Here is a 25233-nt window from a genome sequence, read left to right on the forward strand (position 1 = left end):
GCCCTTCTCCTTACACTTTTGAGGGAGGTGAACACAATGTCAGAAGAAAAACAAACCGCGGAACAAAACGAAACAGAAGAGCAAGAAGTAATCGAAGAACAAGCTGCCGCTGAAGAACAGCAGGAAGAAACAAACGAAAGCGAACTTCTTCAAAATCAAATTAACGAATTGCAAGGTTTGCTTGAGGAAAAGGAAAACAAACTTTTGCGTGTTCAAGCAGACTTTGAAAACTATAAACGACGCAGCCGCTTAGAAATGGAAGCGTCACAGAAATACCGTTCTCAAAACATCGTTACTGAATTGCTGCCGGCTCTTGACAGCTTTGAAAGAGCGCTTCAGGTTGAAGCCGACAATGAACAGACGAAAAGTTTGCTCCAAGGAATGGAAATGGTCCACCGCCAGCTCGTAGAAGCCTTGAATAAAGAAGGCGTAGAAGCAATCGAAGCTGTAGGACAGGAATTTGATCCGAACCTTCACCAAGCCGTTATGCAGGCTGAAGATGAAAACTACGGCTCCAACATTGTCGTTGAGGAAATGCAAAAAGGCTACAAGCTGAAGGATCGCGTCATTCGCCCTTCCATGGTAAAAGTGAATCAATAATTACATAGCAGGAGGTTATTCAAGTGAGTAAAGTTATCGGAATCGACTTAGGTACAACAAACTCATGTGTGGCAGTACTTGAAGGCGGCGAGCCTAAAGTTATTGCTAACGCTGAAGGAAACCGCACAACTCCATCAGTTGTCGCATTCAAAAACGGCGAACGCCAAGTAGGGGAAGTGGCTAAACGCCAATCTATCACAAACCCTAACACAATTATGTCTGTCAAACGCCATATGGGTACAGATTACAAAGTTGAAATTGAAGGAAAAGATTACACTCCTCAAGAAGTGTCTGCTATCATCCTTCAACACCTTAAATCATACGCTGAAAGCTATCTTGGCGAAACAGTTTCAAAAGCAGTTATCACAGTTCCTGCATACTTTAACGATGCTGAGCGTCAAGCGACAAAAGACGCTGGTAAAATCGCAGGTCTTGAAGTAGAACGTATCATCAACGAGCCGACTGCAGCAGCGCTTGCATACGGACTTGATAAAACAGATGAAGATCAAACGATCCTGGTATACGACCTTGGCGGCGGTACATTCGACGTTTCCATCCTTGAACTTGGCGACGGTGTATTCGAAGTTCGTTCAACTGCCGGTGACAACCGTCTGGGCGGAGACGATTTTGACCAAGTCATCATCGATCATCTTGTGTCTGAATTCAAAAAAGAAAACGGCATTGATCTGTCAAAAGACAAAATGGCGCTTCAGCGTTTGAAAGACGCAGCTGAGAAAGCGAAAAAAGATCTTTCCGGCGTATCTTCTACGCAAATTTCTTTACCGTTTATCACAGCTGGAGAAGCAGGACCGCTTCACCTTGAACTTACATTAACTCGCGCTAAATTCGAAGAGCTTTCTTCTCATTTAGTAGAGCGCACAATGGGCCCTGTCCGTCAAGCGCTTCAAGATGCAGGACTTTCTGCAAGCGAAATCGACAAAGTCATCCTTGTCGGCGGATCAACTCGTATTCCTGCCGTACAAGAAGCAATCAAAAAAGAAACTGGAAAAGAAGCACATAAAGGCGTAAACCCGGATGAAGTTGTAGCGCTTGGTGCTGCAATTCAGGGCGGCGTTATCACTGGTGACGTAAAAGACGTTGTTCTTCTTGACGTTACACCGCTTTCTCTCGGTATTGAAACAATGGGCGGCGTGTTCACAAAACTGATCGACCGCAACACAACAATTCCGACAAGCAAATCACAAGTGTTCTCAACTGCTGCTGATAACCAAACAGCTGTTGATATCCATGTTCTTCAAGGTGAGCGCCCAATGTCTGCCGACAACAAAACACTCGGCCGCTTCCAGCTTACTGATATCCCGCCAGCACCGCGCGGCGTGCCTCAAATCGAAGTTTCTTTCGATATTGACAAAAACGGTATCGTAAATGTAAGAGCAAAAGACTTAGGCACAGGAAAAGAACAAAACATCACAATCAAATCTTCTTCAGGTCTTTCTGATGATGAGATCGAACGCATGGTAAAAGAAGCGGAAGAAAATGCTGACGCTGATGCGAAGAAAAAAGAAGAAATCGAAGTCCGCAACGAAGCAGATCAGCTTGTTTTCCAAACTGAGAAAACATTAAAAGATCTTGAAGGCAAAGTGGACGAAGAACAAGTGAAAAAAGCCAACGATGCCAAAGACGCCATAAAAGCAGCGATTGAGAAAAACGAATTTGAAGAGATCAAAGCGAAAAAAGATGAGCTTCAAGCAATCGTTCAAGAGCTTTCTATGAAGCTTTATGAAGAAGCTGCTAAAGCACAGCAAGCTCAAGACGGAGCAAACGCTGAAGGCAAAGCTGATGACAACGTTGTCGACGCTGAATACGAAGAAGTAAACGACGACCAAAACAAAAAATAAGTTTCTTTCTGAGTCAGCCCGCTTTTGGGCTGGCTGAAAAGAACATATTTCATAATCTGATTCAATGGTTAGAAAGTCAAAGTCAGGCATCTCTTGGCTTTGACTTTTTTTCTTGCCCGGGATAAAAGGAATTGAAAAATCATAATTCAAAATGATACAATCTAATTTATGTGAGAAATTCGGGAGAGTGAAGTAGATGAGTAAGCGTGATTACTATGAAGTGCTGGGTGTAAGTAAGAGCGCTTCAAAGGATGAAATAAAAAAGGCTTATCGAAAGCTGTCAAAAAAATATCATCCTGACATTAACAAAGAAGCCGGATCAGATGAAAAGTTTAAAGAAGTCAAAGAAGCATACGAAACGCTGTCTGATGACCAAAAACGGTCTCATTACGACCAATTTGGCCATACTGATCCTAACCAAGGCTTCGGCGGCGGCGGTTTTGGCGGCGGCGACTTCGGCGGTTTTGGTTTCGATGATATTTTCTCAAGTATTTTCGGCGGCGGCACTAGACGAAGAGATCCGAATGCACCGCGTCAAGGGGCGGATCTGCAATATACGATGACTTTGTCATTTGAGGATGCCGTTTTCGGAAAAGAAACGACCATCGAGATTCCACGTGAGGAAACGTGTGATACATGTAAAGGCTCAGGGGCGAAACCTGGTACAAATCCGGAAACGTGCTCACACTGCGGAGGCTCCGGTCAGCTAAATGTGGAGCAAAACACGCCGTTCGGTAAAGTTGTCAACAGACGAGTCTGCCACCACTGCGAAGGTACAGGTAAAATCATTAAAAACAAATGTGCGGATTGCGGCGGCAAAGGAAAAATCAAAAAACGCAAAAAAATCAACGTCACAATTCCTGCCGGTGTAGATGACGGGCAGCAGCTGCGTCTCTCAGGACAGGGTGAACCAGGCGTAAACGGCGGCCCTGCCGGGGATTTATTTGTCGTATTCCACGTGCGCGCCCACGAATTCTTTGAGCGCGACGGAGATGATATTTACTGTGAAATGCCGTTAACGTTTGCTCAAGCCGCGCTTGGAGATGAAGTGGAAGTTCCGACGCTTCACGGGAAAGTGAAATTGAAAATCCCTGCCGGTACACAAACAGGAACAAAATTCAGATTAAGAGGCAAAGGCGTTCAAAATGTCAGAGGCTATGGACAGGGTGACCAGCATATCGTCGTCCGCGTTGTCACTCCGACAAACTTGACAGATAAACAAAAAGATATTATCCGCGAATTTGCCGAAGTCAGCGGAAACCTGCCTGATGAACAGGAAATGAGTTTCTTTGATAAGGTAAAACGCGCGTTTAAAGGCGATTAATTATTGGATGAGGAGTTGGTAGTTTTGAAATGGTCCGAATTAAGCATTCACACAACACATGAAGCGGTCGAACCTATCTCAAATATTTTGCATGAAGCTGGTGCGAGTGGGGTTGTGATAGAGGACCCGCTTGATTTAATTAAAGAACGTGAGAATGTGTACGGGGAAATCTACCAGCTCGACCCCAATGATTATCCGAACGAGGGTGTCATTGTCAAAGCGTATCTGCCGGTCAACAGCTTTCTTGGAGAAACGGTAGAGGGCATTAAAGAAACAATTAATAATCTGCTTCTTTATGATATTGATTTGGGCAGAAACCATATCACCATTTCCGAAGTGAACGAAGAGGAATGGGCGACTGCTTGGAAAAAGTATTACCACCCTGTGAAAATTTCTGAAAAGTTTACGATTGTGCCGACGTGGGAGGAATATACGCCGGTACATACGGATGAGCTGATTATTGAAATGGACCCGGGAATGGCATTCGGAACAGGCACACACCCGACAACCGTACTTTGTATTCAGGCGCTTGAACGCTTTGTGCAAAAGGGTGATAAGGTGATTGATGTAGGCACAGGCTCCGGAATTTTAAGTATTGCGGCTGCAATGCTTGAGGCTGAATCGGTTCATGCCTATGATCTTGATCCCGTTGCTGTAGAAAGCGCACGTCTCAATTTGAAGTTAAACAAGGTTAGCGATATAGCTCAAGTCAAACAAAATAATTTGTTAGACGGGATTTCAGGAGAACATGATGTGATCGTTGCCAACATTTTGGCTGAAGTCATCCTTCGTTTTACTTCACAGGCTTATCATCTGCTGAAAGACGGCGGGCACTTTATTACTTCAGGAATTATCGGCCAAAAAAAGCAAGAGGTAAAAGAAGCATTGGAACAGGCTGGTTTTACCATTGTGGAAATCCTCTCAATGGAAGATTGGGTCAGCATTATTGCAAAAAAATAACAGTTAGTAGGTGTCACAGCGTATGCAACGATATTTTATCGAGCTCACGAAGCAGCAAATGGAGGAAGCGCCGGCTATTTCAATTACCGGAGAAGATGTTCATCATATTGTCAATGTCATGAGAATGAACGAGGGAGGCCAAATTATCTGCTGCTCTCAGGACGGCTTCGAAGCAAAATGTGAACTTCAATCTGTTTCCAAAGAAAAAGTGTCCTGTCTTATGATAGAATGGACGAATGAAAACAGAGAGCTTCCGATAAAGGTTTATATTGCAAGCGGCCTCCCGAAAGGGGATAAACTTGAATGGATTATCCAAAAGGGGACTGAGCTGGGAGCTCATGCCTTTATTCCTCTGCAAGCCGCACGCTCTGTTGTCAAGCTGGATGACAAGAAAGCGAAGAAAAAGCGGGAAAGATGGACAAAAATTGCGAAGGAAGCGGCGGAGCAATCGTACCGAAACGAAGTGCCGCAAGTGCTGGATATCCATTCCTTTCAGCAGCTTCTTGAAAAGGTGCAGAATTTCGATAAATGTGTCGTTGCATACGAAGAGTCATCGAAGCAAGGAGAAACAAGCTCGTTCAGCGCAGTTGTAAGCAGCCTTCCGAAAGGATCATCCCTTTTGATCGTATTCGGTCCCGAAGGCGGTTTAACAGAAGCGGAGGTTGAGCGGCTCACGGCGAAAAACGCTGTTCCGTGCGGCCTCGGACCGAGAATTTTAAGGACAGAAACCGCTCCGCTATACGCGCTGAGCGCAATTTCTTATCATACAGAGTTATTAAGAGGTGATCAATAATGGCAACTGTTGCGTTCCATACGCTTGGCTGCAAAGTCAATCATTATGAAACAGAAGCAATCTGGCAGCTTTTCAAAGATGCGGGCTATGAAAGAAGAGACTTTGAACAAACAGCTGACGTATATGTCATTAATACATGTACGGTAACAAATACGGGAGATAAAAAAAGCCGCCAAGTGATCAGACGCGCCATTCGTCAAAATCCTGACGGCGTCATCTGCGTCACAGGCTGTTATGCGCAAACCTCGCCAGCTGAGATTATGGCAATCCCGGGTGTTGACATTGTAGTCGGAACTCAGGATCGTGAAAAAATGCTCGGCTACATCGCTCAATATCGTGAAGAGCGTCAGCCGATCAATGGCGTCAGCAACATTATGAAAGCTAGAGTATATGAAGAGCTTGATGTACCGGCTTTTACAGACCGGACAAGAGCGTCATTAAAAATACAGGAAGGCTGCAATAACTTCTGCACGTTCTGTATCATTCCGTGGGCGCGCGGACTTCTCCGTTCACGTGACCCGGAGGAAGTTATTAAACAAGCACAGCAGCTGGTTGATGCGGGTTATAAAGAAATCGTACTTACTGGTATTCATACAGGCGGCTACGGTGAAGATATGAAAGATTACAACTTTGCCAAGCTTTTGAGAGAACTTGACGCCCGTGTTCAAGGCGTGAAACGAATTAGAATTTCGTCCATCGAGGCAAGCCAGATCACAGACGAAGTGATTGAAGTTTTAGACCGTTCAGATAAGATTGTGCGCCATTTGCACATTCCGATTCAATCCGGATCAAACACAGTGCTTAAACGGATGAGACGCAAATACACTATGGAATTTTTCGCTGACCGTTTAAATAAGCTGAAAAAAGCACTTCCGGGCTTAGCCGTAACCTCCGATGTCATTGTAGGCTTTCCTGGCGAAACAGAAGAAGAATTTATGGAAACCTATAACTTTATCAAAGAAAACAGATTCTCTGAACTGCATGTTTTCCCTTACAGCAAACGTACGGGAACGCCAGCTGCGCGTATGGAAGACCAAGTGGATGAAAACGTCAAAAACGAACGTGTACACCGCCTGATTGCACTTTCTGACCAGCTTGCGAAGGAATATGCCTCTGATTATGAAAATGAAGTCCTTGAAATTATCCCTGAGGAAGCATTTAAAGAATCAGATGAAGAAAACATGTATGTCGGTTACACAGACAACTATATGAAAGTTGTTTTCAAAGGTACGGAAGACATGATCGGCAAAATCGTGAAAGTAAAAATACTAAAAGCAGGCTATCCATACAATGAAGGACAGTTTGTCCGTATTGTTGAGGATGACATAACAGAACAAATGCGTATGTCTTCTTAATCTGAAAAACCGGTGCATCTGAATGTGCCGGTTTTTTATGTTCAGTTTTTAGTTGGGATAAGCAGGTTAATAAAGCTGTAGAACAAGTTGGTAAGCGGTAAAAACAAAAGAGCTGATACGACATTAAATAGCAGGCTGAAATGGGCGATTCTTTGGGCAGGGTCTGCCGAGAGCTGTTCAACAAAGCCGGTAGCTGCCGCCAAAAACGGGAATACAATTGCTACGCCGATTATGTTAAACAAAACATGGGCGCACGCTGTCTGTTTTGCGGCATATCCGCCGGATACAGCAGCCATGACAGCTGTAATGCATGTCCCGATGTTTGATCCAAGCACAACGCTCATTGCCTGTGTCAGTCCAATAACGCCTTCATTCATAAAGCTCATTAAAATGCCGATGCAGACAGAACTTGAGTGAATGATTGCAGTTAACACCATGCCGATAAGCAAAGCAGACCAGTTTGAGTCGTTTACATGATGAAGAATCCCTGCACCTGTTTTCAGCTGAGTAAGCGGTTCTGCAAGACGGCTGAAGCCGCTGATGCAAAAAAAGATAATTCCGAGTCCGAGGAAGCTTGTTCCCAGCTGTTTGAACGGATACCTGCCCGTCAGAAAAAACAGCAAACCGCCAATCAATAGAATCCAAATCAACACATCCATTTTGATTGCAAGAAATTCGGTTGTAAAGGTAGATCCGACATTTGTTCCAAGGATCATCGGTATTGTCCGTTTGAAAGAAAGGGCCCCCGCACTTACAAATCCGATGACAATTACCATAAAGGCGGAGCTGCTTTGGAGAAATCCTGTAAAAACAATACTGATGAGGAATGCTTTTAATGGATGATCCGTAAAAATCAGCAGCTGCTCTTCAATTTTTGAATACGTCAGCGAAATTAAACCTTTCCGAAGCATGTTCATTCCTGCGAGAAAGAATAATATAAGAGCAGTAAAACTAATCAGAAGCAACATTTTATTCACCAACCCCTTTCTATCATTATATAGACAGGCAGTCCCGCTCATGACGGAAAAGTGAACTCACTTAGTTGACCTGACTGAAGGCTTATATTATAATGTCAAAGTACATGTTTATATGTGTAACTTAAAGGTAGTCGATTGGTGTATTCGGAGGGAGGGAAAGAGAATGTCAAAAACGGTCGTTAGAAAAAACGAATCGCTTGAAGATGCTCTTCGTCGCTTCAAACGCAGTGTATCAAAGACAGGTACTTTGCAAGAAGCAAGAAAGCGCGAATTTTATGAAAAACCTAGCGTAAAGCGCAAGAAAAAGTCTGAAGCTGCTAGAAAACGCAAATTCTAAAAGAGGGTGGATTTATGAGTCTTCTTGAGCGACTTAACCAAGATATGAAGCTATATATGAAAAGCCGTGAGAAAGACAAACTGACTGTCGTTCGAATGGTTAAGGCTTCACTTCAAAACGAAGCAATTAAGCTTAAGAAAGACAGTTTGACCGAGGATGAGGAACTCACTGTCCTTTCTCGTGAACTTAAGCAACGTAAAGACTCCCTCCAGGAATTTTCAAACGCTAATCGTTTAGATTTAGTAGATAAAGTTCAAAAAGAGCTGGACATTTTAGAAGTTTATTTACCACAGCAGCTATCAGAAGAAGAGCTGCGTACAATCGTAAATGAAACCATTGCGGAGGTCGGTGCGAGCTCAAAAGCGGACATGGGCAAAGTGATGGGGGCAATTATGCCTAAAGTAAAAGGTAAAGCTGACGGAAGTTTAATTAATAAGCTTGTGAGCAGTCAACTGTCTTAAATGGCAAAGAAAAGGACATCTTTCTAAGAGAGATGTCTTTTTTTTATACATAAAAAAATGAAACCTTTGATACATTTGTTACGTATGAAGAGAAGGCACTTACTATACGAGGAAGGAGGGATACATCGCCCTTGCTTCAAACAAAAGGATTCCGAGCGGCTCTTTTGAGCATATTTCTACTATCATTATTAGGAGTTCAGCTGCACACAAAAGCAGAAAAACAAACCGTCTACGTCATTCCCGTTGAAAAAAATGTCGAACAGGGTCTCGCCTCGTTTTTGTCACGTTCGCTACAAGATGCAGAGGCTCAGCATGCAAACCATATTATTCTTGATATTAACACACCGGGAGGACTGGTGAAATCAGCTATTGATATAGCGGACACGATCAACGAAACGGATATCCCGATAACTGCTTATGTAAACAAACGGGCATTGTCTGCTGGTGCATATATCGCGTTACAGGCTGACGCCATTTATATGGCGCCCGGAGGAAAGATGGGAGCCGCGGCGATCATAGACGGTAAAGGCAATGCTGCTGACAAAAAAGCTGAATCATTCTGGCTTGCGGAGCTGGAAGATGCCGCAGCAAAAAACAACCGTGATCCAAAATATGCGCGTGCCATGGCAGACCCTGATGTAGATGCAAGAGAAGCGGGCGCGCCGAAGGGAGATCTGCTTACGCTGAATGCGGAAAAAGCTGTTGACGTAGGCTATTCAGAAGGAACAGTTAACAATCTTTCCGCGCTTGTGAAGAAGCTTGGATACGAAGATGCACATATCAGCTATGCTGAGGAAAGCTTTGCAGAAAAGGCAGCAAGGTGGCTGACCAGTCCGATTGTTGTTCCTATTTTATTGACAATTGCCTTTTTAGGTCTTACTGTTGAGCTTTTTTCTCCTGGTGTCGGTCTGCCTGGAACAGCAGGATTTATCGCATTGATCCTGTTTTTTTACGGACATCTTGCAACGGGTCTTGCCGGATATGAAACGGTTCTCCTCTTTATAGCAGGGGTGATTCTGATCCTGATGGAGATATTCCTCCCCGGAGGAATTATTGGTTTACTTGGCCTGGGAGCAATTGTTGCGAGCTTATTTTTGGCCGTGGGAAGCTTCACAGTCATGGCGGTTTCTCTCTTGATCGCCTCAGCTGTTTCCATTACAGCTTTCATTTTACTGACAAGGGTGTTGGGAAAGCGTATGAAATTCTTTAAGAAATTTATATTAAATGATTCTACAAATACAGAGAGCGGTTATGTATCAAACCAAACGCGAACGGACTTAATCGGCAAGGAGGGCGTGACCTTTACGCCGCTGCGTCCCGCGGGAACCGTCATTATCGATGACGAACGTCTTGATGTGGTATCTGAAGGATTATTTACAGAGAAAGATAAAAAAGTAAAAGTAATCAAAGTGGAAGGCTCGCGCATTGTCGTGAGAGAAATTTAAACAGAAACGAGGAGAAGTAGCATGGACCCATCAACATTAATGATACTGGCTATTGTCGTAGTAGGGATCATTGTCTTAGCTGTATTTTTTACATTTGTACCTGTTATGCTCTGGATTTCAGCTTTAGCAGCTGGAGTTAAAATCAGCATTTTCACTCTAATAGGGATGAGGCTTCGCCGCGTCATACCGAACCGGGTGGTTAATCCGCTGATTAAAGCGCATAAAGCGGGACTCGACGTTGGAACAAACCAGCTTGAAAGCCACTATCTTGCCGGAGGGAATGTAGATAGAGTCGTTAACGCACTTATCGCAGCTCAGCGTGCTAATATTGAGCTTACATTTGAACGCTGTGCAGCCATCGACCTTGCCGGCCGTGATGTATTGGAAGCCGTGCAAATGAGCGTTAATCCGAAGGTCATTGAAACACCGTTTATTGCAGGTGTTGCTATGGACGGAATTGAAGTGAAGGCGAAAGCGAGAATTACAGTAAGAGCCAATATCGACCGCCTCGTCGGGGGTGCGGGTGAGGAAACGATTGTAGCCCGTGTAGGCGAAGGGATCGTCTCTACAATCGGTTCATCCGAAAATCACAAAAAAGTGCTGGAGAACCCTGATATGATTTCTCAAACGGTTCTCGGTAAAGGCCTGGATTCAGGAACCGCCTTTGAAATTCTTTCGATTGATATTGCTGATGTTGACATTGGTAAAAACATCGGGGCGATCTTGCAGACGGATCAGGCAGAGGCCGACAAAAATATTGCACAGGCCAAAGCCGAAGAACGCCGTGCAATGGCTGTTGCTCAAGAACAGGAAATGCGCGCACGTGTAGAAGAAATGCGAGCTAAAGTGGTTGAAGCCGAAGCGGAAGTGCCGCTTGCGATGGCCGAAGCCCTGCGCGAAGGAAATATCGGCGTCATGGACTACATGAATATTAAAAACATTGATGCAGACACAGATATGCGTGATTCATTCGGTAAATTAACGAAAGACCAATCGGATGAAGACCGCAAATCATAATCTCTCTATGCAGAAGGGAGAATAGTGATGGAAGATATACTGACGAATCCGCTTGTTATTGCAGCGATTATCGGAATTATTTCCACGATTTTCGGCAAAGTGAAAAAAGAAGAAGAAAAAAACAATCAAAATCAAAAAAGAAAAAAGCCGCAGACAATGAAACCTGCTTCTGTTCAAAATAAACAATCAGCTGAAGAAACGCCAGCACCTATTCCAAACCGCTTGGAACAGATGAGACAAGAAGCTGAAGATAGACGGAAGGAAACGGAAAGAAACCTGAAAGGGCTTGAGCGGGATCTTACTGCCGCCAAACATAAAGCTGTGTATACCAAGCAAAAACTGCTTCAGGTCAATAAAGACACTGTGGTGCAAGGCATTGTCTTAGGCGAGGTATTCGGTCCGCCAAGGGCAAAAAAACCTCATCACACAATGCGAGCAGCCCGCAAAAATTAAGTGTTAGAACCCTCTTTCAAATCATACATATGAGATGAAAGGGGGTTCTTTTTGTATGGGGCAAAGAAAGAATCGTTTAAAAGCTTGGCTGACAAGAGCATTGGAAATTCCCCCGGACGTTATGATGGATCTGCCGCGGATCACAATGGTCGGCAGACTTCATATCTACATAGAAAACCACAGAGGCCTTCTGCTGTTCAGTGAGAATGAAGTGAGGCTGATGCTGAAGCAGGGCCAGTGCATCATATCAGGAAAAAACTTTGTTATCAAAGCGATTCTTCCGGAAGAAATACTTTTGGAGGGTACGATTGATGTCGTTCGATATGTTGAGTCATAAAGCCGAGGGGGAAATGTTGTGAAAAATAAATGGCTGTCTTTTTTTGGTGGTAAGGTCCAGCTTGAAGTGACGGGACGAGGCATTGAACGGCTCCTTAATGAATGCACAAGAAGAGGGATTCCAATCTTTCATCTGAAAAAAAAGAAAGAAGCCGTCTTGTTATATATACAGCTTCAGGATGTACATGCCTTTCGGCGTGTCAGAAGAGAATTTGACTGTAAAGCCCGTTTTATCAATCGAAAAGGTTTCCCGTTCTTATTGCTGAAATCCAAACTGAATTTAGGTTTTACCATTGGTTTTGCGCTTTTTTTTATCCTATTGTTTTTGCTCTCCAATATGGTGTGGAAAATTGAAGTGACTGGTGCAAAGCCTGAAACGGAGCACCAAATGATGCAGCATTTGAAGGAAATCGGCGTCAAAAAAGGGCGATTGCAATTTTTAATGCAGTCTCCCGAAAAAATACAAAAATCGTTAACCAACGGAATAGACAATATCACTTGGGTCGGAGTCGATTTGAAAGGCACGACCATCCACATGAAAGTTGTGGAGAAAAATGAGCCTGAAAAAGAAAAGTATGTCAGTCCGCGCCACATTGTCGCCAAAAAGAAAGCAACCATTACAAGAATGTTTGTCCAGAAAGGCCAGCCCATGGCCGCAATCCATGATCATGTGGAAAAGGGGCAAATGCTTGTCTCCGGCTTAATCGGAAGCGAAGATGAGCAGCAGGAAGTCGCCTCTAAAGCTGAAATTTACGGCGAGACCTGGTACAGATCTGAAGTAACGGTGCCCCTTGAAACATTATTTAACGTCTATACGGGCAAAGTAAGGACAAAGCACAAGCTTTCTTTTGGCTCATGGGCTTTCCCAATCTGGGGGATAACGCTTAAAAAAGAAGAATTAAAACATCCAAAAACAGAACAAGAGAAGCATTCGCTTCATTTTCTCGGTTTGGAGCTCCCTGTTTCTTATATCAAAGAGCAAACGAGAGAAAGTGAAGAGGCTTTGCGAAAATATACGAAAGAAGAAGCAGTTCAAGAAGGAATCAAAATGGGTAAACGGGATGTAGAGAGTAAAATAGGCGAGGACGGCGAGGTGAAAAGTGAAAAAGTTTTGCACCAGACAGTCGAGAATGGTAAAGTAAAGTTGATTATTCTCTACCAAGTTATAGAAGATATCGTTCAAACCACACCTATTGTCAGGGAGACTGAAGAATGACAGAACATTTACTTGCGATGAATCAAAAACTGAAAAGCCCGGACGAAGCGCTTTCACTGTTCGGGAATCAAGATTCTTTTTTGACACTGATGGAGAAAGATCTGGATGTAAATATCATTACGCGAGGCGAAACGATTTATATTTCAGGCGATGAAGAATCGTTTCAGATTGCCGACAGGCTGCTGGGATCACTTCTCGCATTAATTCGCAAGGGGATAGAGATCTCTGAACGTGATGTGATTTCCGCCATCAAGATGGCAAAAAAGAATGAACTTGAATATTTTGAAAGCATGTACGAAGAAGAAATTACAAAAAACGCAAAAGGCAAATCGATCCGTGTGAAAACCATGGGACAGCGGGAATACGTAGCCGCCATGAAACGAGATGATCTTGTATTTGGCATCGGCCCGGCAGGAACTGGAAAAACGTACCTTGCTGTCGTAAAAGCAGTCCACGCATTGAAAAACGGACATATTAAAAAAATCATTTTAACAAGACCTGCGGTAGAAGCCGGTGAAAGCCTCGGTTTTTTACCAGGTGACCTGAAAGAGAAAGTAGATCCTTATCTGCGCCCGCTGTATGACGCTCTTCATGATGTGCTTGGAACAGATCATACAGAACGGCTGCTGGAAAGAGGAGTCATTGAAATCGCTCCGCTCGCTTATATGAGAGGCCGGACGCTTGATGACGCCTATGTTATACTTGATGAAGCACAGAACACTACGCCTGCCCAAATGAAAATGTTTTTGACGAGACTGGGTTTTGGCTCTAAAATGATCATTACAGGTGACGTTAGCCAAATTGATCTGCCGAAAGGCGTCAAATCGGGACTTGCAGTAGCGAGAGAGATGCTGAAAGAAATCGACGGCATTTCTGTGATTGAACTGGACCAGACAGACGTGGTCAGACATCCGCTTGTTGCGAAAATTATTGAAGCATACGATAAGCAAAATTAATCCTGAATGACCCGATCGCGCGTTATCGGGTCATTTTTGCTTATGAGCTTGATTTTCTAGAGGAGGTTCTTGTGTTGAAAAAGAAGGGGAAGACCAAAAGCGGCTCAAAAAAGTGGCGCGGCTTTAAAAATGCCCGCTCCATGCATGTACTGCTGTATCTTCTACTGGCTGCGATTATGTTCGCATTGCTTTTTGTACATGTGAAGCCGGAAACGCTTGATTTAGACCTGTTTTCAGTCAGCGACAAGACCATTTATGCTCCGGCAACCGTGGAAGATCAAAAAGCGACAGAGGAAAAAAAGCAAGCTGCTGAGGATGCGGTCGAAGATCAATATACCTTAAAGAAAGATTATACAGACAATCGAATTGATCTTGTGTCATCGATATTCGACAGTATCAGTGAAGTGAAAAAATCAGCAGAAGAAGACAGCAGTTCACCATCAGAAAAAACAATGATTAAGTCGGTGAAAAATAAGCTGACGTCAGATGTGAATGATTCTATATCAGAGGATGCCATCAAGACTTTGCTGAAGGCGGACCATGAAGATTTTTCATTTGTCAGAGATACTGTCATAACAGCAGTAAACTCAGTGATGAGCAGTGAAATCCCGTCGGATAAATTATCTGAAGCAAAAGATAAAGTGCAAAAAGAACTGAAGAGTAATTCTATCCCGTCTAAATATTTAGGAGCCGCCACGGAAATCGGGCGTTACGCCATTATTCCGAATTACGTCTTCGATCCAAAAGCAACAGAGGCAAAACGCCAGGAAGCGTCAGACAATGTTCAGCAGGTTCAGATCAAACAGGGGCAGGTGCTCGTGGAAGAAAATGACCTCATTGATCGGGAAGTGTACAGAAAACTTGAGCTGACCGGATTGTTAAATAACTCCAATTTGTTCAAACCGATTAGCGGCCTTTTGATTATGATCGGGCTTTTCATTGCTACACTCGTTTACTATTTCGAAAAACAGAATCAAAATCTGAAATTCAAAAACAAGTCGATCCTATTATTCTCCATTATTACAACGCTTTTGCTTGTTATTATGGAGGTTGTCAGTTTATTTCAAAAGATGGAATATAACAATATTGGCTATCTTGTTCCCATTGCGGCCGGTGCAATCTTAATCAAGCTGCTGATGAATGAACGGATCGCTATTTTAGGAAGTATCATTCTTGCGATTTGCGGAAGTATGATGTTTAATCAAGGTGTGACAGGAACATTTAATTATGTCATTGGTATTTATTATTTGATCAGCGGTATTTCCGGTGTTTTGTTTTTAGGAAAACACAATGGCAGATCAAAAATTTTGCAGACCGGGCTTTTTGTGGCGTTTATCAATATGATTGTGGTTCTATCTCTATTATTGATCCAAAACACCGCGCTGTCAGGCTTGGAAATCGGGACGCTCATGCTGATGGGGGTTGTGTCGGGTTTTGCTTCCTCCGTATTAATTATCGGACTTATGCCGTTTTTTGAGACAGGTTTCGGCATTTTGTCCACAATGAGGCTGATCGAGCTGTCCAACCCTAACCATCCGCTGCTTCGAAAAATACTGACAGAAACACCAGGTACATATCACCACAGCGTCATGGTCGCCAATTTGTCAGAGGCCGCCTGCGAGGCGGTAGGGGCAAATGGTTTGCTTGCAAGAGTCGGTGCGTATTATCACGACCTCGGAAAAACAAAGCGGCCGCAATATTTTATTGAAAATCAAATGAATATTGACAATCCGCATGATAAGCTTTCTCCGCAGCTCAGTAAAAATATCATTATTTCGCATACCACTGACGGGGCGAATATGCTGAGAAGCTATAAATTTCCAAAGGAGCTTGTGGATATTGCTGAGCAGCACCACGGGACCTCTCTTTTGAAATTCTTTTATTATAAAGCGAAGGAAAAAGGCGATCAGATTACAGAGGAAGAATTCCGTTACCCGGGGCCGAAGCCGCAGTCGAAAGAAGCCGCGATTATATCAGTGGCAGACAGTGTCGAAGCGGCTGTCAGATCGATGCATAATCCAAATCCTGAACGAATTGAAAAGCTTGTCAGGGGCATTATATCCGATAAGCTTCAGGACGGACAGTTTAGTGAATGCGATTTGACATTTAAAGAGCTTGATACAATCGCAAAAACGCTTTGTGCAACATTAAAAGGAATTTTCCACTCCCGGATTGAATATCCGGAGGCTACTAAGAAGGTGAAATAGATGAGTTTATTGATTGATATCGTAGATGAAACCGGAAGTGTCTCTGAAGAGATGCTTAAAGAAGTAGAAAATCTGCTTCAATTTGCCGCTGAGCGCGAAGGAGTTCAGGACCAGGCTGAGGTTTCTGTCACGATCGTTACCAATGAAGACATTCAGCAGATCAATAAAGAGTATCGGGGAAAGGATACGCCGACAGACGTCATCTCTTTTGCTCTTGAAGAAGAGGGAGAAGACGAAGTTGAAATTGTCGGTGCTGAAATGCCGCCGGTTCTAGGTGATATTATCATCAGTGCAGATCGTACAAGAGAGCAGGCTGAAGAATATAACCATTCTTTCAAGAGAGAGCTTGGCTTTCTAGCGGTACATGGATTCCTGCATCTTTTAGGATATGACCATATGACGAAAGAGGAAGAAGAGGAGATGTTTACTAAGCAAAAGGATTTGCTGGACGCCTATGGACTCAAGAGATCATAGAAATGAGCTGAAGCGATTCCTAATGAGCTTCGTGCACGCAGGGCGGGGCATATGGAGAACGGCGCGGACGGAGCGGAATTTTCAATTTCATGCCGCGGCTGCCTGCGCCGTTATCATTTGCGGTTTTCTCGTTAATCTCAGCCTGACAGAGTGGGCTATTATTTTTCTTTTGATTGGCGGAATGCTTTCACTGGAGCTTTTAAATACAGCTATTGAACACACGGTTGATTTAGTAACAGATAAACATCACCCGCTTGCTAAGGCGGCTAAGGACGCTGCTGCCGGGGCTGTTTGCGTTTTTGCCGTGATTTCGTGTATTATTGGTTTACTTATTTTTTTGCCAAAGCTGTATGGCTGAAAATTCTTACATTTATTTTACATTTTTAGAAATGGGCGTGAAAAAAGGAGCGCCATTATGTAAAATATAAAGTGATAGCGGTACCATTATAGGTAAGAGAGGAACATGTACACATGAACAGACAGAAATTGATAACAGAAGCTTTAAAAGCGCGTGACATGGCATATGCACCGTATTCCAAGTTTAAAGTAGGAGCCGCTCTTCTTACCAAAGATGGAAAAGTGTACAGAGGCTGCAATATAGAGAATGCGGCATACAGCATGTGCAACTGCGCTGAGCGTACCGCTTTGTTTAAAGCTGTTTCTGAAGGCGATACTGAGTTTCAGATGCTGGCAGTAGCTGCTGACACCCCGGGCCCAGTATCACCGTGCGGAGCCTGCCGGCAGGTGATTTCTGAGCTCTGCACAAAGGACGTTATTATCGTGCTGACCAATTTACAAGGACAAATACAAGAAATGACTGCAGAAGAATTATTGCCAGGCGCATTTTCATCGGAGGATTTACATGACGAACGAAAGCTTTAAATCAGGATTTGTATCCATTATCGGAAGACCAAACGTAGGAAAGTCTACTTTTTTGAACAGAGTGATCGGCCAAAAAATCGCGATCATGAGTGATAAACCCCAAACAACAAGAAATAAGGTGCAAGGGGTATTAACGACAGGCACATCACAAACGATTTTTATTGACACACCAGGAATTCATAAGCCTAAGCATAAGCTTGGAGACTTTATGATGAAAGTGGCGCAAAATACATTAAAAGAAGTCGATTTGATCTTATTTATGATCAATGCTGAGGAAGGCTATGGCAAGGGCGACGAGTTCATTATTGAGAAATTGCAGAATACCTCGACACCTGTTTTCTTAATCGTAAACAAAATTGACAAGATCCATCCTGATCAATTGCTTCTGCTAATTGACGAATACCGCAGGCGATATCCTTTTAAGGAAATTGTTCCGATCTCTGCATTAGAGGGAAATAACATTGAAACATTGCTGGCGCAGATTGAAGCATATTTGCCTGAAGGTCCGCAGTTTTATCCGAGTGACCAGGTGACCGATCATCCGGAACGCTTTATCATTTCTGAGTTGATCAGGGAAAAGGTGCTGCATCTGACAAGGGAAGAGATCCCGCACAGCATTGCGGTAAGCATCGAATCGATTAAAGGGCAGGACAACGGATCCGTGCACGTGGCGGCAACAATTGTGGTCGAACGGGATTCTCAAAAAGGCATTGTCATCGGGAAAAAAGGCAGCCTGCTGAAAGAAGTCGGAAAAAGAGCGAGAGCGGATATCGAGGCCCTCTTAGGTTCTCGCGTCTATCTAGAATTGTGGGTAAAAGTGCAGAAAGACTGGCGTAACAAAATGTCCCAGCTTCGCGACTTCGGCTTTAAAGAGGATGAATATTAATCACTTGCTGTGTCATTATCTCACATGAACAGGGATACATTAGCAAATTTTGTTTAACATGAAATGGAGGACATCTGGTCAAGATAAAGGTAAGAATTTGGAGTTTAGGTAAGCTAGTTTAACTACAGAAAGGTGGGTTTCTTGTGTTGAATTTTACCTGGAACGTATTTTCTCAAACAGGAAATGTTGATACGTATCTTCTTTTTAAAGAACTGGAAAAAGAGAACATGGAAAGACCCGAAGAACTAGAAGATGAGCTAGCCCGATTTGATTTTCCAATTTTATAGACCTCTTGACCGCTCCTGTTTTAGGAAGGTGCGGAAATGCTGACAAAATGTGAAGGAATCGTTCTTCGTACCAATGATTACGGAGAGACGAATAAAATTGTTACTTTACTGACAAGAGAACACGGAAAAATAGGTGTTATGGCCAGAGGAGCCAAAAAACCGAACAGCCGTTTATCAGCAGTCAGCCAGTCCTTTTTGTATGGTTCATTCCTAATGCAGAAAACAACAGGCCTCGGAACCCTTCAGCAGGGTGAAATGATCCTCAGCATGAGAGGCATCAGAGAGGATTTGTTTTTAACTGCATATGCAGCTTTTATTGCTGAGCTCGTTGACAAAGGCACAGAAGAAAAAAAACCAAATCCCTATTTGTTTGAATTTATTTTAGAATCCTTTAAACAGCTTGACGAAGGAACAGACCCGGATGTTATTACCTTCATTGTTCAAATGAAGATGCTTGCTGTGATGGGACTGTATCCTGAGCTTAATCACTGTGTGCATTGTAAAAGCCAGGATGGGACATTCCATTTTTCTGTTCGCGATAACGGTTTTATTTGCCACCGCTGCTTTGACAAAGACCCTTACAAGGTGCCGATTAAACCGCAAACGGCAAGGCTTTTGAGACTGTTTTATTACTTCGATCTTTCAAGGATTGGCAATGTATCTTTAAAGCAGGAAACGAAAAATGAATTAAAGCAAGTTATTGACTTGTACTACGAAGAATATTCAGGGGTTTATCTGAAATCGAAGCGTTTTTTAGATCAAATGGAGAGCATGAAACATCTTATGGGTGAAAACAAAAGTTGACATATGGCCCATCTTTTTATATGATCATTTATTATAAAATATGTTGCAGTGAGAGAAAGAAGTACTTGCGTTTACCTCATAAAAGCGACCTTAGGACGGTGTAAGCTAAGGATGAGCGCGCAACGAAAGGCATTCTTGAGCAATTTTAAAAAAGAGGCTGGGATTTTGTTCTCAGCAACTAGGGTGGAACCGCGGGAGAACTCTCGTCCCTATGTTTGCGGCTGGCAAGCATAGAGACGGGAGTTTTTTGGTTGCTGCCGCAGCAATTTTATGAAAGAAAAGTGGAGGTGCTTGAAATGAATATTCAAGACATGATTCTAACCCTGCAGAAGCATTGGTCTAATGAAGGCTGTGTGCTCATGCAGGCATACGATGTAGAAAAAGGGGCCGGCACGATGAGCCCGTATACATTTTTGCGCAGTATCGGTCCTGAGCCGTGGAAAGTGGCTTACGTTGAGCCGTCAAGACGCCCAGCTGACGGCCGATACGGAGAAAACCCGAACAGACTCTATCAGCATCATCAATTTCAGGTCATCATTAAACCATCACCTGATAACATTCAAGAGCTGTATTTAGACTCTTTGCGCGCTCTCGGAATTGATCCGCTTGAGCATGACATCCGTTTTGTTGAGGACAACTGGGAGAATCCGTCTTTAGGCTGTGCGGGTCTTGGCTGGGAAGTCTGGCTTGACGGAATGGAAATTACACAATTCACGTATTTCCAGCAGGTTGGGGGACTTGAGTGTAAGCCTGTTTCCGTGGAAATTACATATGGAATTGAGCGTCTGGCCTCTTATATACAGGATAAAGAAAATGTATTTGATCTTGAGTGGACGTCAGGGTTTACTGTGAAAGATTTATTTATGATGGCTGAGTACGAGCATTCCGTTTATACATTTGAAACATCTGACGTTGATATGCTGTTCCAATTATTCAGCACGTATGAAAAAGAAGCGATCAAGCAAATGGATAACGGTCTTGTGCATCCCGCATATGACTACGTGCTTAAATGCTCGCACACATTCAACCTTCTTGACGCCAAAGGGGCAATCTCTGTTACAGAGCGGACAGGCTATATCGGAAGAGTGCGGAATTTAGCAAGAAAAGTCGCAAAAACCTATTATGAGGAACGAGAAAAACTAGGGTTCCCAATGCTTAAAGGGGAGGGTTCTTCTCATGAGTAAACAGGATTTACTTTTAGAGATCGGATTAGAGGAAATGCCGGCGCGCTTTTTGAATGAAAGCATGGTTCAGCTGGGCGAAAAGCTGACAGGCTGGCTTGCAGAAAAAAATATTGTACACGGTGAAGTGAAGCTTTTTAATACACCGAGACGCCTTGCTGTTTTAGTAAAGGGTGTAGCAGAAAAGCAGGATGATATAAAAGAAGAAGCAAAAGGGCCTGCAAAAAAAATCGCCCTTGATGCTGACGGCAACTGGACAAAAGCGGCGATTGGGTTTTCAAAAGGCCAAGGTGCCAGCGTGGAAGACTTGTACATGAAAGAAATAAAAGGCACGGAATATGTTTTTGTGCAAAAATTCCAAGCAGGACAAGAAACCAAAACGCTTCTGCCTGAACTGAACAGCTTAATTACAAGCCTCCATTTCCCGAAAAACATGAGATGGGGAAATGAAGATCTGCGTTATATCCGTCCGATTAAATGGATTGTCGCTTTATTTGGCCAGGATGTCATTCCGTTTGCAATCACAAATGTTGAGTCAGGCCGGACGACACAGGGGCACCGGTTCCTGGGGCATGAAGTGTCTATTGAATCACCTTCAAGTTATGAAGAACAGCTGAAACAGCAGCATGTTATTGCTGATCCAAATGTTCGCAAACAGATGATTCAATCGCAGCTGGAAGCAATGGCCGAAGAAAACAATTGGAGTATTCCGGTTGACGAGGATCTCCTTGATGAAGTCAATCATTTAGTAGAATATCCGACGGCTCTTTACGGCTCATTTGAATCTGAGTTTCTGTCCATTCCTGAGGAAGTGCTTGTAACGACAATGAAAGAGCATCAGCGCTATTTCCCTGTTAAAGACAAAAACGGAGATTTGCTGCCTTACTTTATCACAGTCCGTAACGGAAACAGCCACGCGATCGAAAATGTCGCACGAGGCAATGAAAAAGTGCTGCGTGCTCGTTTGTCAGATGCTTCTTTCTTCTACAAGGAAGACCAGAAACTGAACATTGATGAAAATGTGAAGAAGCTTGAAAACATTGTGTTCCATGAAGAGCTTGGCTCTCTTGCTGATAAGGTAAGAAGAGTAACAGCGATCGCAGAGAAGCTTGCTGTCCGTCTTCAAGCTGATGAAGATACATTAAAACATGTGAAACGTGCTGCTGAAATTTCTAAATTCGACCTTGTGACACACATGATATATGAGTTCCCTGAGCTTCAAGGAATTATGGGTGAAAAGTATGCGAGAATGCTTGGCGAACATGATGCTGTAGCCGCAGCTGTCAACGAACACTATATGCCTAGATCTGCAGGCGGAGAAACGCCTTCCACTTTCACTGGGGCGGTAGTTGCCATGGCGGATAAGCTGGATACAATCGCATCCTTCTTCTCTATTGGCGTCATTCCGACTGGTTCACAGGATCCTTACGGTTTGCGCCGCCAAGCGAGCGGGATTGTCGCTATTCTGCTTGACCGGAACTGGGGCATTTCGTTTGAAGAGCTGCTGACTTTCGTACAAACCGAAAAAGAAACCGAACTGTTAGATTTCTTCACTCAGCGTCTAAAATACGTCTTAAATGCGGAGCAGATCAGACATGATGTAATAGATGCCGTGCTGGAAAGCTCTGAGCTTGAGCCATATTCGGCGCTCCACAAAGCACAAGTGCTGGAACAAAAACTGGGTGCGCCAGGCTTTAAGGAAACAGCAGAAGCTTTAGGCCGAGTGATTTCTATCAGCAAAAAAGGAGTTCGCGCGGAAATTCAGCCTGATTTATTCGAAAATGAATACGAAGCGAAGCTGTACGAAGCTTATCAAACTGCTAAACAAAATCTGCAGGAAAGCTTCAGCAAAAAGGATTATGAGGCGGCACTTACTTCCCTTGCGGCCTTGAAGGAACCGATTGATGCTTATTTCGACCATACGATGGTTATTGCTGATAATGAGACATTAAAGGCAAACCGATTAGCGCAAATGGTAAGCTTGGCGGATCAGATCAAGTCCTTTGCTAATATGAATGCCCTTATTGTAAAATAAAGAAAGAAAAGGCGGTTGCTGTGTGATCGGTAATCGTCTTTTCCCCATTTGAAAGTTTTTTTGTTTGATTACAAAGCATTTACGTTATAATATGGTTTATTATTTCTTTACATAGATACGAAGTGAAAAGGTGGTGAGTACGATCGAACTAAATAAACGGCAAGAACATATTTTGCAGATTGTAAAAGAAAACGGACCGATTACAGGGGAGCATATTGCCGAACAGCTGAATTTAACAAGAGCAACACTGCGTCCGGATTTAGCCATACTCACCATGTCAGGTTTCCTTGAGGCGCGCCCGAGAGTCGGTTATTTCTATACTGGAAAAACCGGCACGCAGCTTTTGGCAGATAAACTGAAAAAGCTTCAGGTGAAAGACTTTCAATCTATCCCCGTTGTTATTCACGAGAACGTTTCTGTATATGATGCGATTTGCACCATGTTTTTAGAAGATGTAGGTACTCTGTTTGTAGTGGACCGTGATGCTGTTTTAGTCGGAGTGCTTTCACGAAAGGATTTACTACGAGCCAGCATCGGCCAGCAGGAGCTTACTTCTGTCCCTGTGCACATTATTATGACTAGAATGCCGAATATTACAGTGTGCAGACGCGAGGATTATGTGATGGACATTGCAAAGCACTTAATTGAAAAACAAATCGATGCGCTGCCTGTCATCAAAGATACCGATAAAGGATATGAAGTGATCGGCAGAGTGACGAAAACAAATATGACCAAAATACTTGTCAGTTTATCAGAAAATGAAATCCTATAAGAGCGCAGACTAACGGGGGGATAATATGAATAACCGCATCATCTATGTTGTATCGGATTCCGTCGGTGAAACGGCCGAATTGGTAGTCAAAGCTGCATTAAGCCAATTTAACGGCTCAGCGGATGATACACATGTAAGAAGAATTCCTTATGTTGAAGACATTGGCACTATCAATGAAGTGATTTCACTTGCAAAAGCAGATGGAGGCATTATCTGTTTTACACTTGTGGTGCCGGAAATAAGAGAATATTTGATTGCCGAAGCGGAAAAAGCAAATGTTTTATATTATGATATTATCGGCCCGTTAATTGATAAAATGGAAACAGCCTACGGTTTAACGGCGAAATATGAACCGGGACGGGTCCGCCAGCTTGATGAAGATTATTTCAAAAAGGTCGAAGCGATTGAATTTGCTGTTAAATACGATGATGGGCGTGACCCACGAGGCATTTTAAAAGCTGATATCGTTTTGATCGGTGTATCGAGAACCTCTAAAACACCGTTATCTCAATATCTTGCCCACAAGCGGCTGAAGGTTGCCAATGTTCCGATTGTTCCGGAGGTTGACCCGCCGGAAGAGCTCTTTAATGTTGACCCGAAAAAATGCATCGGCCTGAAGATTAGTCCGGATAAACTGAATCATATCAGAAAAGAACGGTTAAAATCGCTTGGCCTCAATGACAAGGCCATCTATGCAAATATCAACAGAATTAAAGAGGAACTGGAATATTTCGAAAAGATCGTGGATCGAATCGGCTGCCAGGTTGTAGATGTTTCAAATAAAGCAGTAGAAGAAACAGCAAATATTATCCATCATCTCAAAACGAAAAACATGTAACTCAGGACGCTCTATCCTGGGTTTTTGACTTTGCCAAAAGGGAATAATGAAAAACAATAGCATCTTTGTGAAGTTTGTATTATAATAAAAAATTGTGATAAAATGATTAATTTTAGGTTTAAGGTTAGTGTGATACGAATAAACTATTATGGGTAAGATGTCAAGAATTTCTCCCGGAAATTTTTCGACAAATTCATATACACCCGCATTTTTGCAGGGTGTGCGATTTTGCTTGCTTTTATGCAGGAGTTTAATGGAGGGATGGAGAATTACTCTTCTTAATGAAAAAGAAAAGACGATTTTTGTCGATGCTGATGCTTGTCCCGTAAAAGACGAAATTTTACAAACAGCATCCGATTATGAAGTTCAAGTTCTTTTTGTCGCTTCATTTGAACATTACCAGCTTTCCAGAAGTCAGGAAGAAAAATGGAAGTATGTTGATCCTCATAAAGAAGCTGCTGATTTATATATCGCAAATCATGTAAAACCGGGAGATGTCGTGGTGACGCAGGATATTGGTTTAGCATCCCTGCTTGTGAACAGGAATGTCACCGTCATGTCGGAGAGAGGGCGTCTTTACAAGGAAGATACGATTGATTTTGCCCTTGAAGGCCGTCATGTTTCCGGCAAACAAAGGAGAAAAGGCATATATGCCAAAGGGCCTAAAAAATTGAATCATGAAGATCGAGAACGATTTGTTACACTGCTGCAAAAAATCCTGTCGAACGATGAAGGGATTTTGCACTAAAACATCGAATAATGTACGACGGAGTGTTAT

General features: G+C 43.2%; 27 protein-coding genes and 1 other annotated feature. Of the genes, 26 read left to right on the plus strand and 1 reads right to left on the minus strand.

Annotation, left to right across the window (positions count from 1 at the left end; genetic code table 11):
- Positions 1-36: 36 nt before the first annotated feature.
- The 6 genes from grpE to mtaB all read left to right on the plus strand — a co-directional run bounded on the left by grpE (position 37) and on the right by mtaB (position 6891).
- Positions 37-600: a nucleotide exchange factor GrpE gene (gene grpE / locus DIC78_RS18680; protein WP_024122103.1), complete on the plus strand. Its 564-nt coding sequence runs from the start codon at positions 37-39 to the stop codon at positions 598-600.
- A 23-nt stretch (positions 601-623) separates the two neighbouring features.
- On the plus strand, positions 624-2459 hold the full coding sequence (gene dnaK, locus DIC78_RS18685; RefSeq protein WP_127696754.1) for a molecular chaperone DnaK: 1836 nt from the start codon (positions 624-626) through the stop codon (positions 2457-2459).
- 196 nt (positions 2460-2655) lie between these two features.
- Positions 2656-3783: a molecular chaperone DnaJ gene (dnaJ, locus tag DIC78_RS18690; RefSeq protein ID WP_024122101.1), complete on the plus strand. Its 1128-nt coding sequence runs from the start codon at positions 2656-2658 to the stop codon at positions 3781-3783.
- 24 nt (positions 3784-3807) lie between these two features.
- Positions 3808-4743 carry a 50S ribosomal protein L11 methyltransferase gene (gene prmA, locus DIC78_RS18695; RefSeq protein ID WP_106020120.1) on the plus strand — a complete coding sequence of 312 codons (936 nt, stop codon included), beginning with the start codon at positions 3808-3810 and terminating at the stop codon, positions 4741-4743.
- A gap of 22 nt (positions 4744-4765) precedes the next feature.
- Positions 4766-5536 carry a 16S rRNA (uracil(1498)-N(3))-methyltransferase gene (locus DIC78_RS18700; protein ID WP_106020119.1) on the plus strand — a complete coding sequence of 257 codons (771 nt, stop codon included), beginning with the start codon at positions 4766-4768 and terminating at the stop codon, positions 5534-5536.
- Positions 5536-6891: a tRNA (N(6)-L-threonylcarbamoyladenosine(37)-C(2))-methylthiotransferase MtaB gene (gene mtaB, locus DIC78_RS18705; RefSeq protein ID WP_127696755.1), complete on the plus strand. Its 1356-nt coding sequence runs from the start codon at positions 5536-5538 to the stop codon at positions 6889-6891. The genes DIC78_RS18700 and mtaB overlap by 1 nt, the downstream gene beginning before the upstream one ends.
- 41 nt (positions 6892-6932) lie before the next feature.
- On the opposite strand, the gene DIC78_RS18710 is transcribed toward mtaB, so the two are convergent.
- Positions 6933-7859, minus strand: coding sequence for a Na/Pi symporter (locus DIC78_RS18710; RefSeq protein WP_127696756.1), 927 nt, complete (start codon positions 7857-7859; stop codon positions 6933-6935).
- Between the two features lie 172 nt (positions 7860-8031).
- Between DIC78_RS18710 and rpsU the strand changes: the two genes are divergently transcribed.
- The 20 genes from rpsU (at position 8032) to DIC78_RS18810 (ending at position 25203) form a co-directional block, all read left to right on the plus strand.
- Positions 8032-8205, plus strand: coding sequence for a 30S ribosomal protein S21 (rpsU, locus tag DIC78_RS18715; RefSeq protein WP_003152957.1), 174 nt, complete (start codon positions 8032-8034; stop codon positions 8203-8205).
- 14 nt (positions 8206-8219) lie between these two features.
- Positions 8220-8666: a GatB/YqeY domain-containing protein gene (locus tag DIC78_RS18720; RefSeq protein WP_010334989.1), complete on the plus strand. Its 447-nt coding sequence runs from the start codon at positions 8220-8222 to the stop codon at positions 8664-8666.
- A gap of 131 nt (positions 8667-8797) precedes the next feature.
- A complete protein-coding gene (locus tag DIC78_RS18725; protein ID WP_127696757.1) occupies positions 8798-10111 on the plus strand; it encodes an NfeD family protein in 1314 nt (437 codons plus the stop codon).
- Positions 10112-10132: 21 nt separating this feature from the next.
- Positions 10133-11128 (plus strand): flotillin-like protein FloA, encoded by a 996-nt coding sequence (gene floA / locus DIC78_RS18730; protein WP_024122095.1) that lies wholly within the window; start codon positions 10133-10135, stop codon positions 11126-11128.
- 27 nt (positions 11129-11155) lie between these two features.
- Complete coding sequence (locus tag DIC78_RS18735) at positions 11156-11581, plus strand: YqfB family membrane protein (protein WP_044154508.1); 426 nt, start codon at positions 11156-11158, stop codon at positions 11579-11581.
- Between the two features lie 55 nt (positions 11582-11636).
- Positions 11637-11918 carry a sporulation protein YqfC gene (gene yqfC, locus DIC78_RS18740; protein WP_024122093.1) on the plus strand — a complete coding sequence of 94 codons (282 nt, stop codon included), beginning with the start codon at positions 11637-11639 and terminating at the stop codon, positions 11916-11918.
- Between the two features lie 18 nt (positions 11919-11936).
- The gene (yqfD, locus tag DIC78_RS18745; protein ID WP_024122092.1) at positions 11937-13133 is read left to right on the plus strand and encodes a sporulation protein YqfD; all 1197 of its coding nucleotides are present in this window, start codon (positions 11937-11939) and stop codon (positions 13131-13133) included.
- The gene (locus DIC78_RS18750; RefSeq protein ID WP_024122091.1) at positions 13130-14089 is read left to right on the plus strand and encodes a PhoH family protein; all 960 of its coding nucleotides are present in this window, start codon (positions 13130-13132) and stop codon (positions 14087-14089) included. The genes yqfD and DIC78_RS18750 overlap by 4 nt, the downstream gene beginning before the upstream one ends.
- Before the next feature lie 71 nt (positions 14090-14160).
- Positions 14161-16296 carry a cyclic-di-AMP phosphodiesterase PgpH gene (pgpH, locus tag DIC78_RS18755; protein WP_081638339.1) on the plus strand — a complete coding sequence of 712 codons (2136 nt, stop codon included), beginning with the start codon at positions 14161-14163 and terminating at the stop codon, positions 16294-16296.
- Complete coding sequence (gene ybeY / locus DIC78_RS18760) at positions 16297-16770, plus strand: rRNA maturation RNase YbeY (RefSeq protein WP_010334982.1); 474 nt, start codon at positions 16297-16299, stop codon at positions 16768-16770. It begins immediately after the preceding gene.
- Positions 16751-17128: a diacylglycerol kinase family protein gene (locus DIC78_RS18765; protein WP_101864544.1), complete on the plus strand. Its 378-nt coding sequence runs from the start codon at positions 16751-16753 to the stop codon at positions 17126-17128. The genes ybeY and DIC78_RS18765 overlap by 20 nt, the downstream gene beginning before the upstream one ends.
- 113 nt (positions 17129-17241) lie before the next feature.
- Positions 17242-17652 carry a cytidine deaminase gene (gene cdd / locus DIC78_RS18770; protein ID WP_024122088.1) on the plus strand — a complete coding sequence of 137 codons (411 nt, stop codon included), beginning with the start codon at positions 17242-17244 and terminating at the stop codon, positions 17650-17652.
- Positions 17633-18538 carry a GTPase Era gene (gene era, locus DIC78_RS18775; protein ID WP_101864543.1) on the plus strand — a complete coding sequence of 302 codons (906 nt, stop codon included), beginning with the start codon at positions 17633-17635 and terminating at the stop codon, positions 18536-18538. The genes cdd and era overlap by 20 nt, the downstream gene beginning before the upstream one ends.
- A 143-nt stretch (positions 18539-18681) precedes the next feature.
- Positions 18682-18825, plus strand: coding sequence for a YqzL family protein (locus tag DIC78_RS18780; RefSeq protein ID WP_024122087.1), 144 nt, complete (start codon positions 18682-18684; stop codon positions 18823-18825).
- Between the two features lie 36 nt (positions 18826-18861).
- Positions 18862-19629 carry a DNA repair protein RecO gene (gene recO / locus DIC78_RS18785; RefSeq protein ID WP_127696758.1) on the plus strand — a complete coding sequence of 256 codons (768 nt, stop codon included), beginning with the start codon at positions 18862-18864 and terminating at the stop codon, positions 19627-19629.
- A gap of 39 nt (positions 19630-19668) precedes the next feature.
- Positions 19669-19843, plus strand: a binding site (T-box leader).
- An 82-nt stretch (positions 19844-19925) separates the two neighbouring features.
- Positions 19926-20813, plus strand: coding sequence for a glycine--tRNA ligase subunit alpha (gene glyQ, locus DIC78_RS18790; protein ID WP_010334976.1), 888 nt, complete (start codon positions 19926-19928; stop codon positions 20811-20813).
- Positions 20806-22845, plus strand: a complete 2040-nt coding sequence (glyS, locus tag DIC78_RS18795; protein WP_127696759.1) for a glycine--tRNA ligase subunit beta — start codon at positions 20806-20808, stop codon at positions 22843-22845. The genes glyQ and glyS overlap by 8 nt, the downstream gene beginning before the upstream one ends.
- Before the next feature lie 133 nt (positions 22846-22978).
- Positions 22979-23617 carry a transcriptional regulator CcpN gene (gene ccpN, locus DIC78_RS18800; protein ID WP_024122084.1) on the plus strand — a complete coding sequence of 213 codons (639 nt, stop codon included), beginning with the start codon at positions 22979-22981 and terminating at the stop codon, positions 23615-23617.
- Between the two features lie 25 nt (positions 23618-23642).
- Positions 23643-24455 carry a pyruvate, water dikinase regulatory protein gene (locus DIC78_RS18805; RefSeq protein WP_003237056.1) on the plus strand — a complete coding sequence of 271 codons (813 nt, stop codon included), beginning with the start codon at positions 23643-23645 and terminating at the stop codon, positions 24453-24455.
- A gap of 253 nt (positions 24456-24708) precedes the next feature.
- Complete coding sequence (locus tag DIC78_RS18810) at positions 24709-25203, plus strand: YaiI/YqxD family protein (protein ID WP_024122083.1); 495 nt, start codon at positions 24709-24711, stop codon at positions 25201-25203.
- Positions 25204-25233: the final 30 nt, after the last annotated feature.

This window comes from Bacillus halotolerans (assembly GCF_004006435.1).
Classification (GTDB): domain Bacteria; phylum Bacillota; class Bacilli; order Bacillales; family Bacillaceae; genus Bacillus; species Bacillus halotolerans.

Coding starts and splice junctions, on each gene's coding strand:
- grpE (WP_024122103.1), top strand. CDS start 37: ATGTCAGAAGAAAAACAAACCGCGGAACAAAACGAAACAGAAGAGCAA.
- dnaJ (WP_024122101.1), top strand. CDS start 2,656: ATGAGTAAGCGTGATTACTATGAAGTGCTGGGTGTAAGTAAGAGCGCT.
- DIC78_RS18700 (WP_106020119.1), top strand. CDS start 4,766: ATGCAACGATATTTTATCGAGCTCACGAAGCAGCAAATGGAGGAAGCG.
- mtaB (WP_127696755.1), top strand. CDS start 5,536: ATGGCAACTGTTGCGTTCCATACGCTTGGCTGCAAAGTCAATCATTAT.
- DIC78_RS18710 (WP_127696756.1), bottom strand. CDS start 7,859: ATGTTGCTTCTGATTAGTTTTACTGCTCTTATATTATTCTTTCTCGCA.
- rpsU (WP_003152957.1), top strand. CDS start 8,032: ATGTCAAAAACGGTCGTTAGAAAAAACGAATCGCTTGAAGATGCTCTT.
- DIC78_RS18720 (WP_010334989.1), top strand. CDS start 8,220: ATGAGTCTTCTTGAGCGACTTAACCAAGATATGAAGCTATATATGAAA.
- floA (WP_024122095.1), top strand. CDS start 10,133: ATGGACCCATCAACATTAATGATACTGGCTATTGTCGTAGTAGGGATC.
- DIC78_RS18735 (WP_044154508.1), top strand. CDS start 11,156: ATGGAAGATATACTGACGAATCCGCTTGTTATTGCAGCGATTATCGGA.
- yqfC (WP_024122093.1), top strand. CDS start 11,637: ATGGGGCAAAGAAAGAATCGTTTAAAAGCTTGGCTGACAAGAGCATTG.
- DIC78_RS18750 (WP_024122091.1), top strand. CDS start 13,130: ATGACAGAACATTTACTTGCGATGAATCAAAAACTGAAAAGCCCGGAC.
- ybeY (WP_010334982.1), top strand. CDS start 16,297: ATGAGTTTATTGATTGATATCGTAGATGAAACCGGAAGTGTCTCTGAA.
- DIC78_RS18765 (WP_101864544.1), top strand. CDS start 16,751: ATGGACTCAAGAGATCATAGAAATGAGCTGAAGCGATTCCTAATGAGC.
- cdd (WP_024122088.1), top strand. CDS start 17,242: ATGAACAGACAGAAATTGATAACAGAAGCTTTAAAAGCGCGTGACATG.
- era (WP_101864543.1), top strand. CDS start 17,633: ATGACGAACGAAAGCTTTAAATCAGGATTTGTATCCATTATCGGAAGA.
- recO (WP_127696758.1), top strand. CDS start 18,862: ATGCTGACAAAATGTGAAGGAATCGTTCTTCGTACCAATGATTACGGA.
- glyQ (WP_010334976.1), top strand. CDS start 19,926: ATGAATATTCAAGACATGATTCTAACCCTGCAGAAGCATTGGTCTAAT.
- glyS (WP_127696759.1), top strand. CDS start 20,806: ATGAGTAAACAGGATTTACTTTTAGAGATCGGATTAGAGGAAATGCCG.
- DIC78_RS18805 (WP_003237056.1), top strand. CDS start 23,643: ATGAATAACCGCATCATCTATGTTGTATCGGATTCCGTCGGTGAAACG.
- DIC78_RS18810 (WP_024122083.1), top strand. CDS start 24,709: ATGGAGGGATGGAGAATTACTCTTCTTAATGAAAAAGAAAAGACGATT.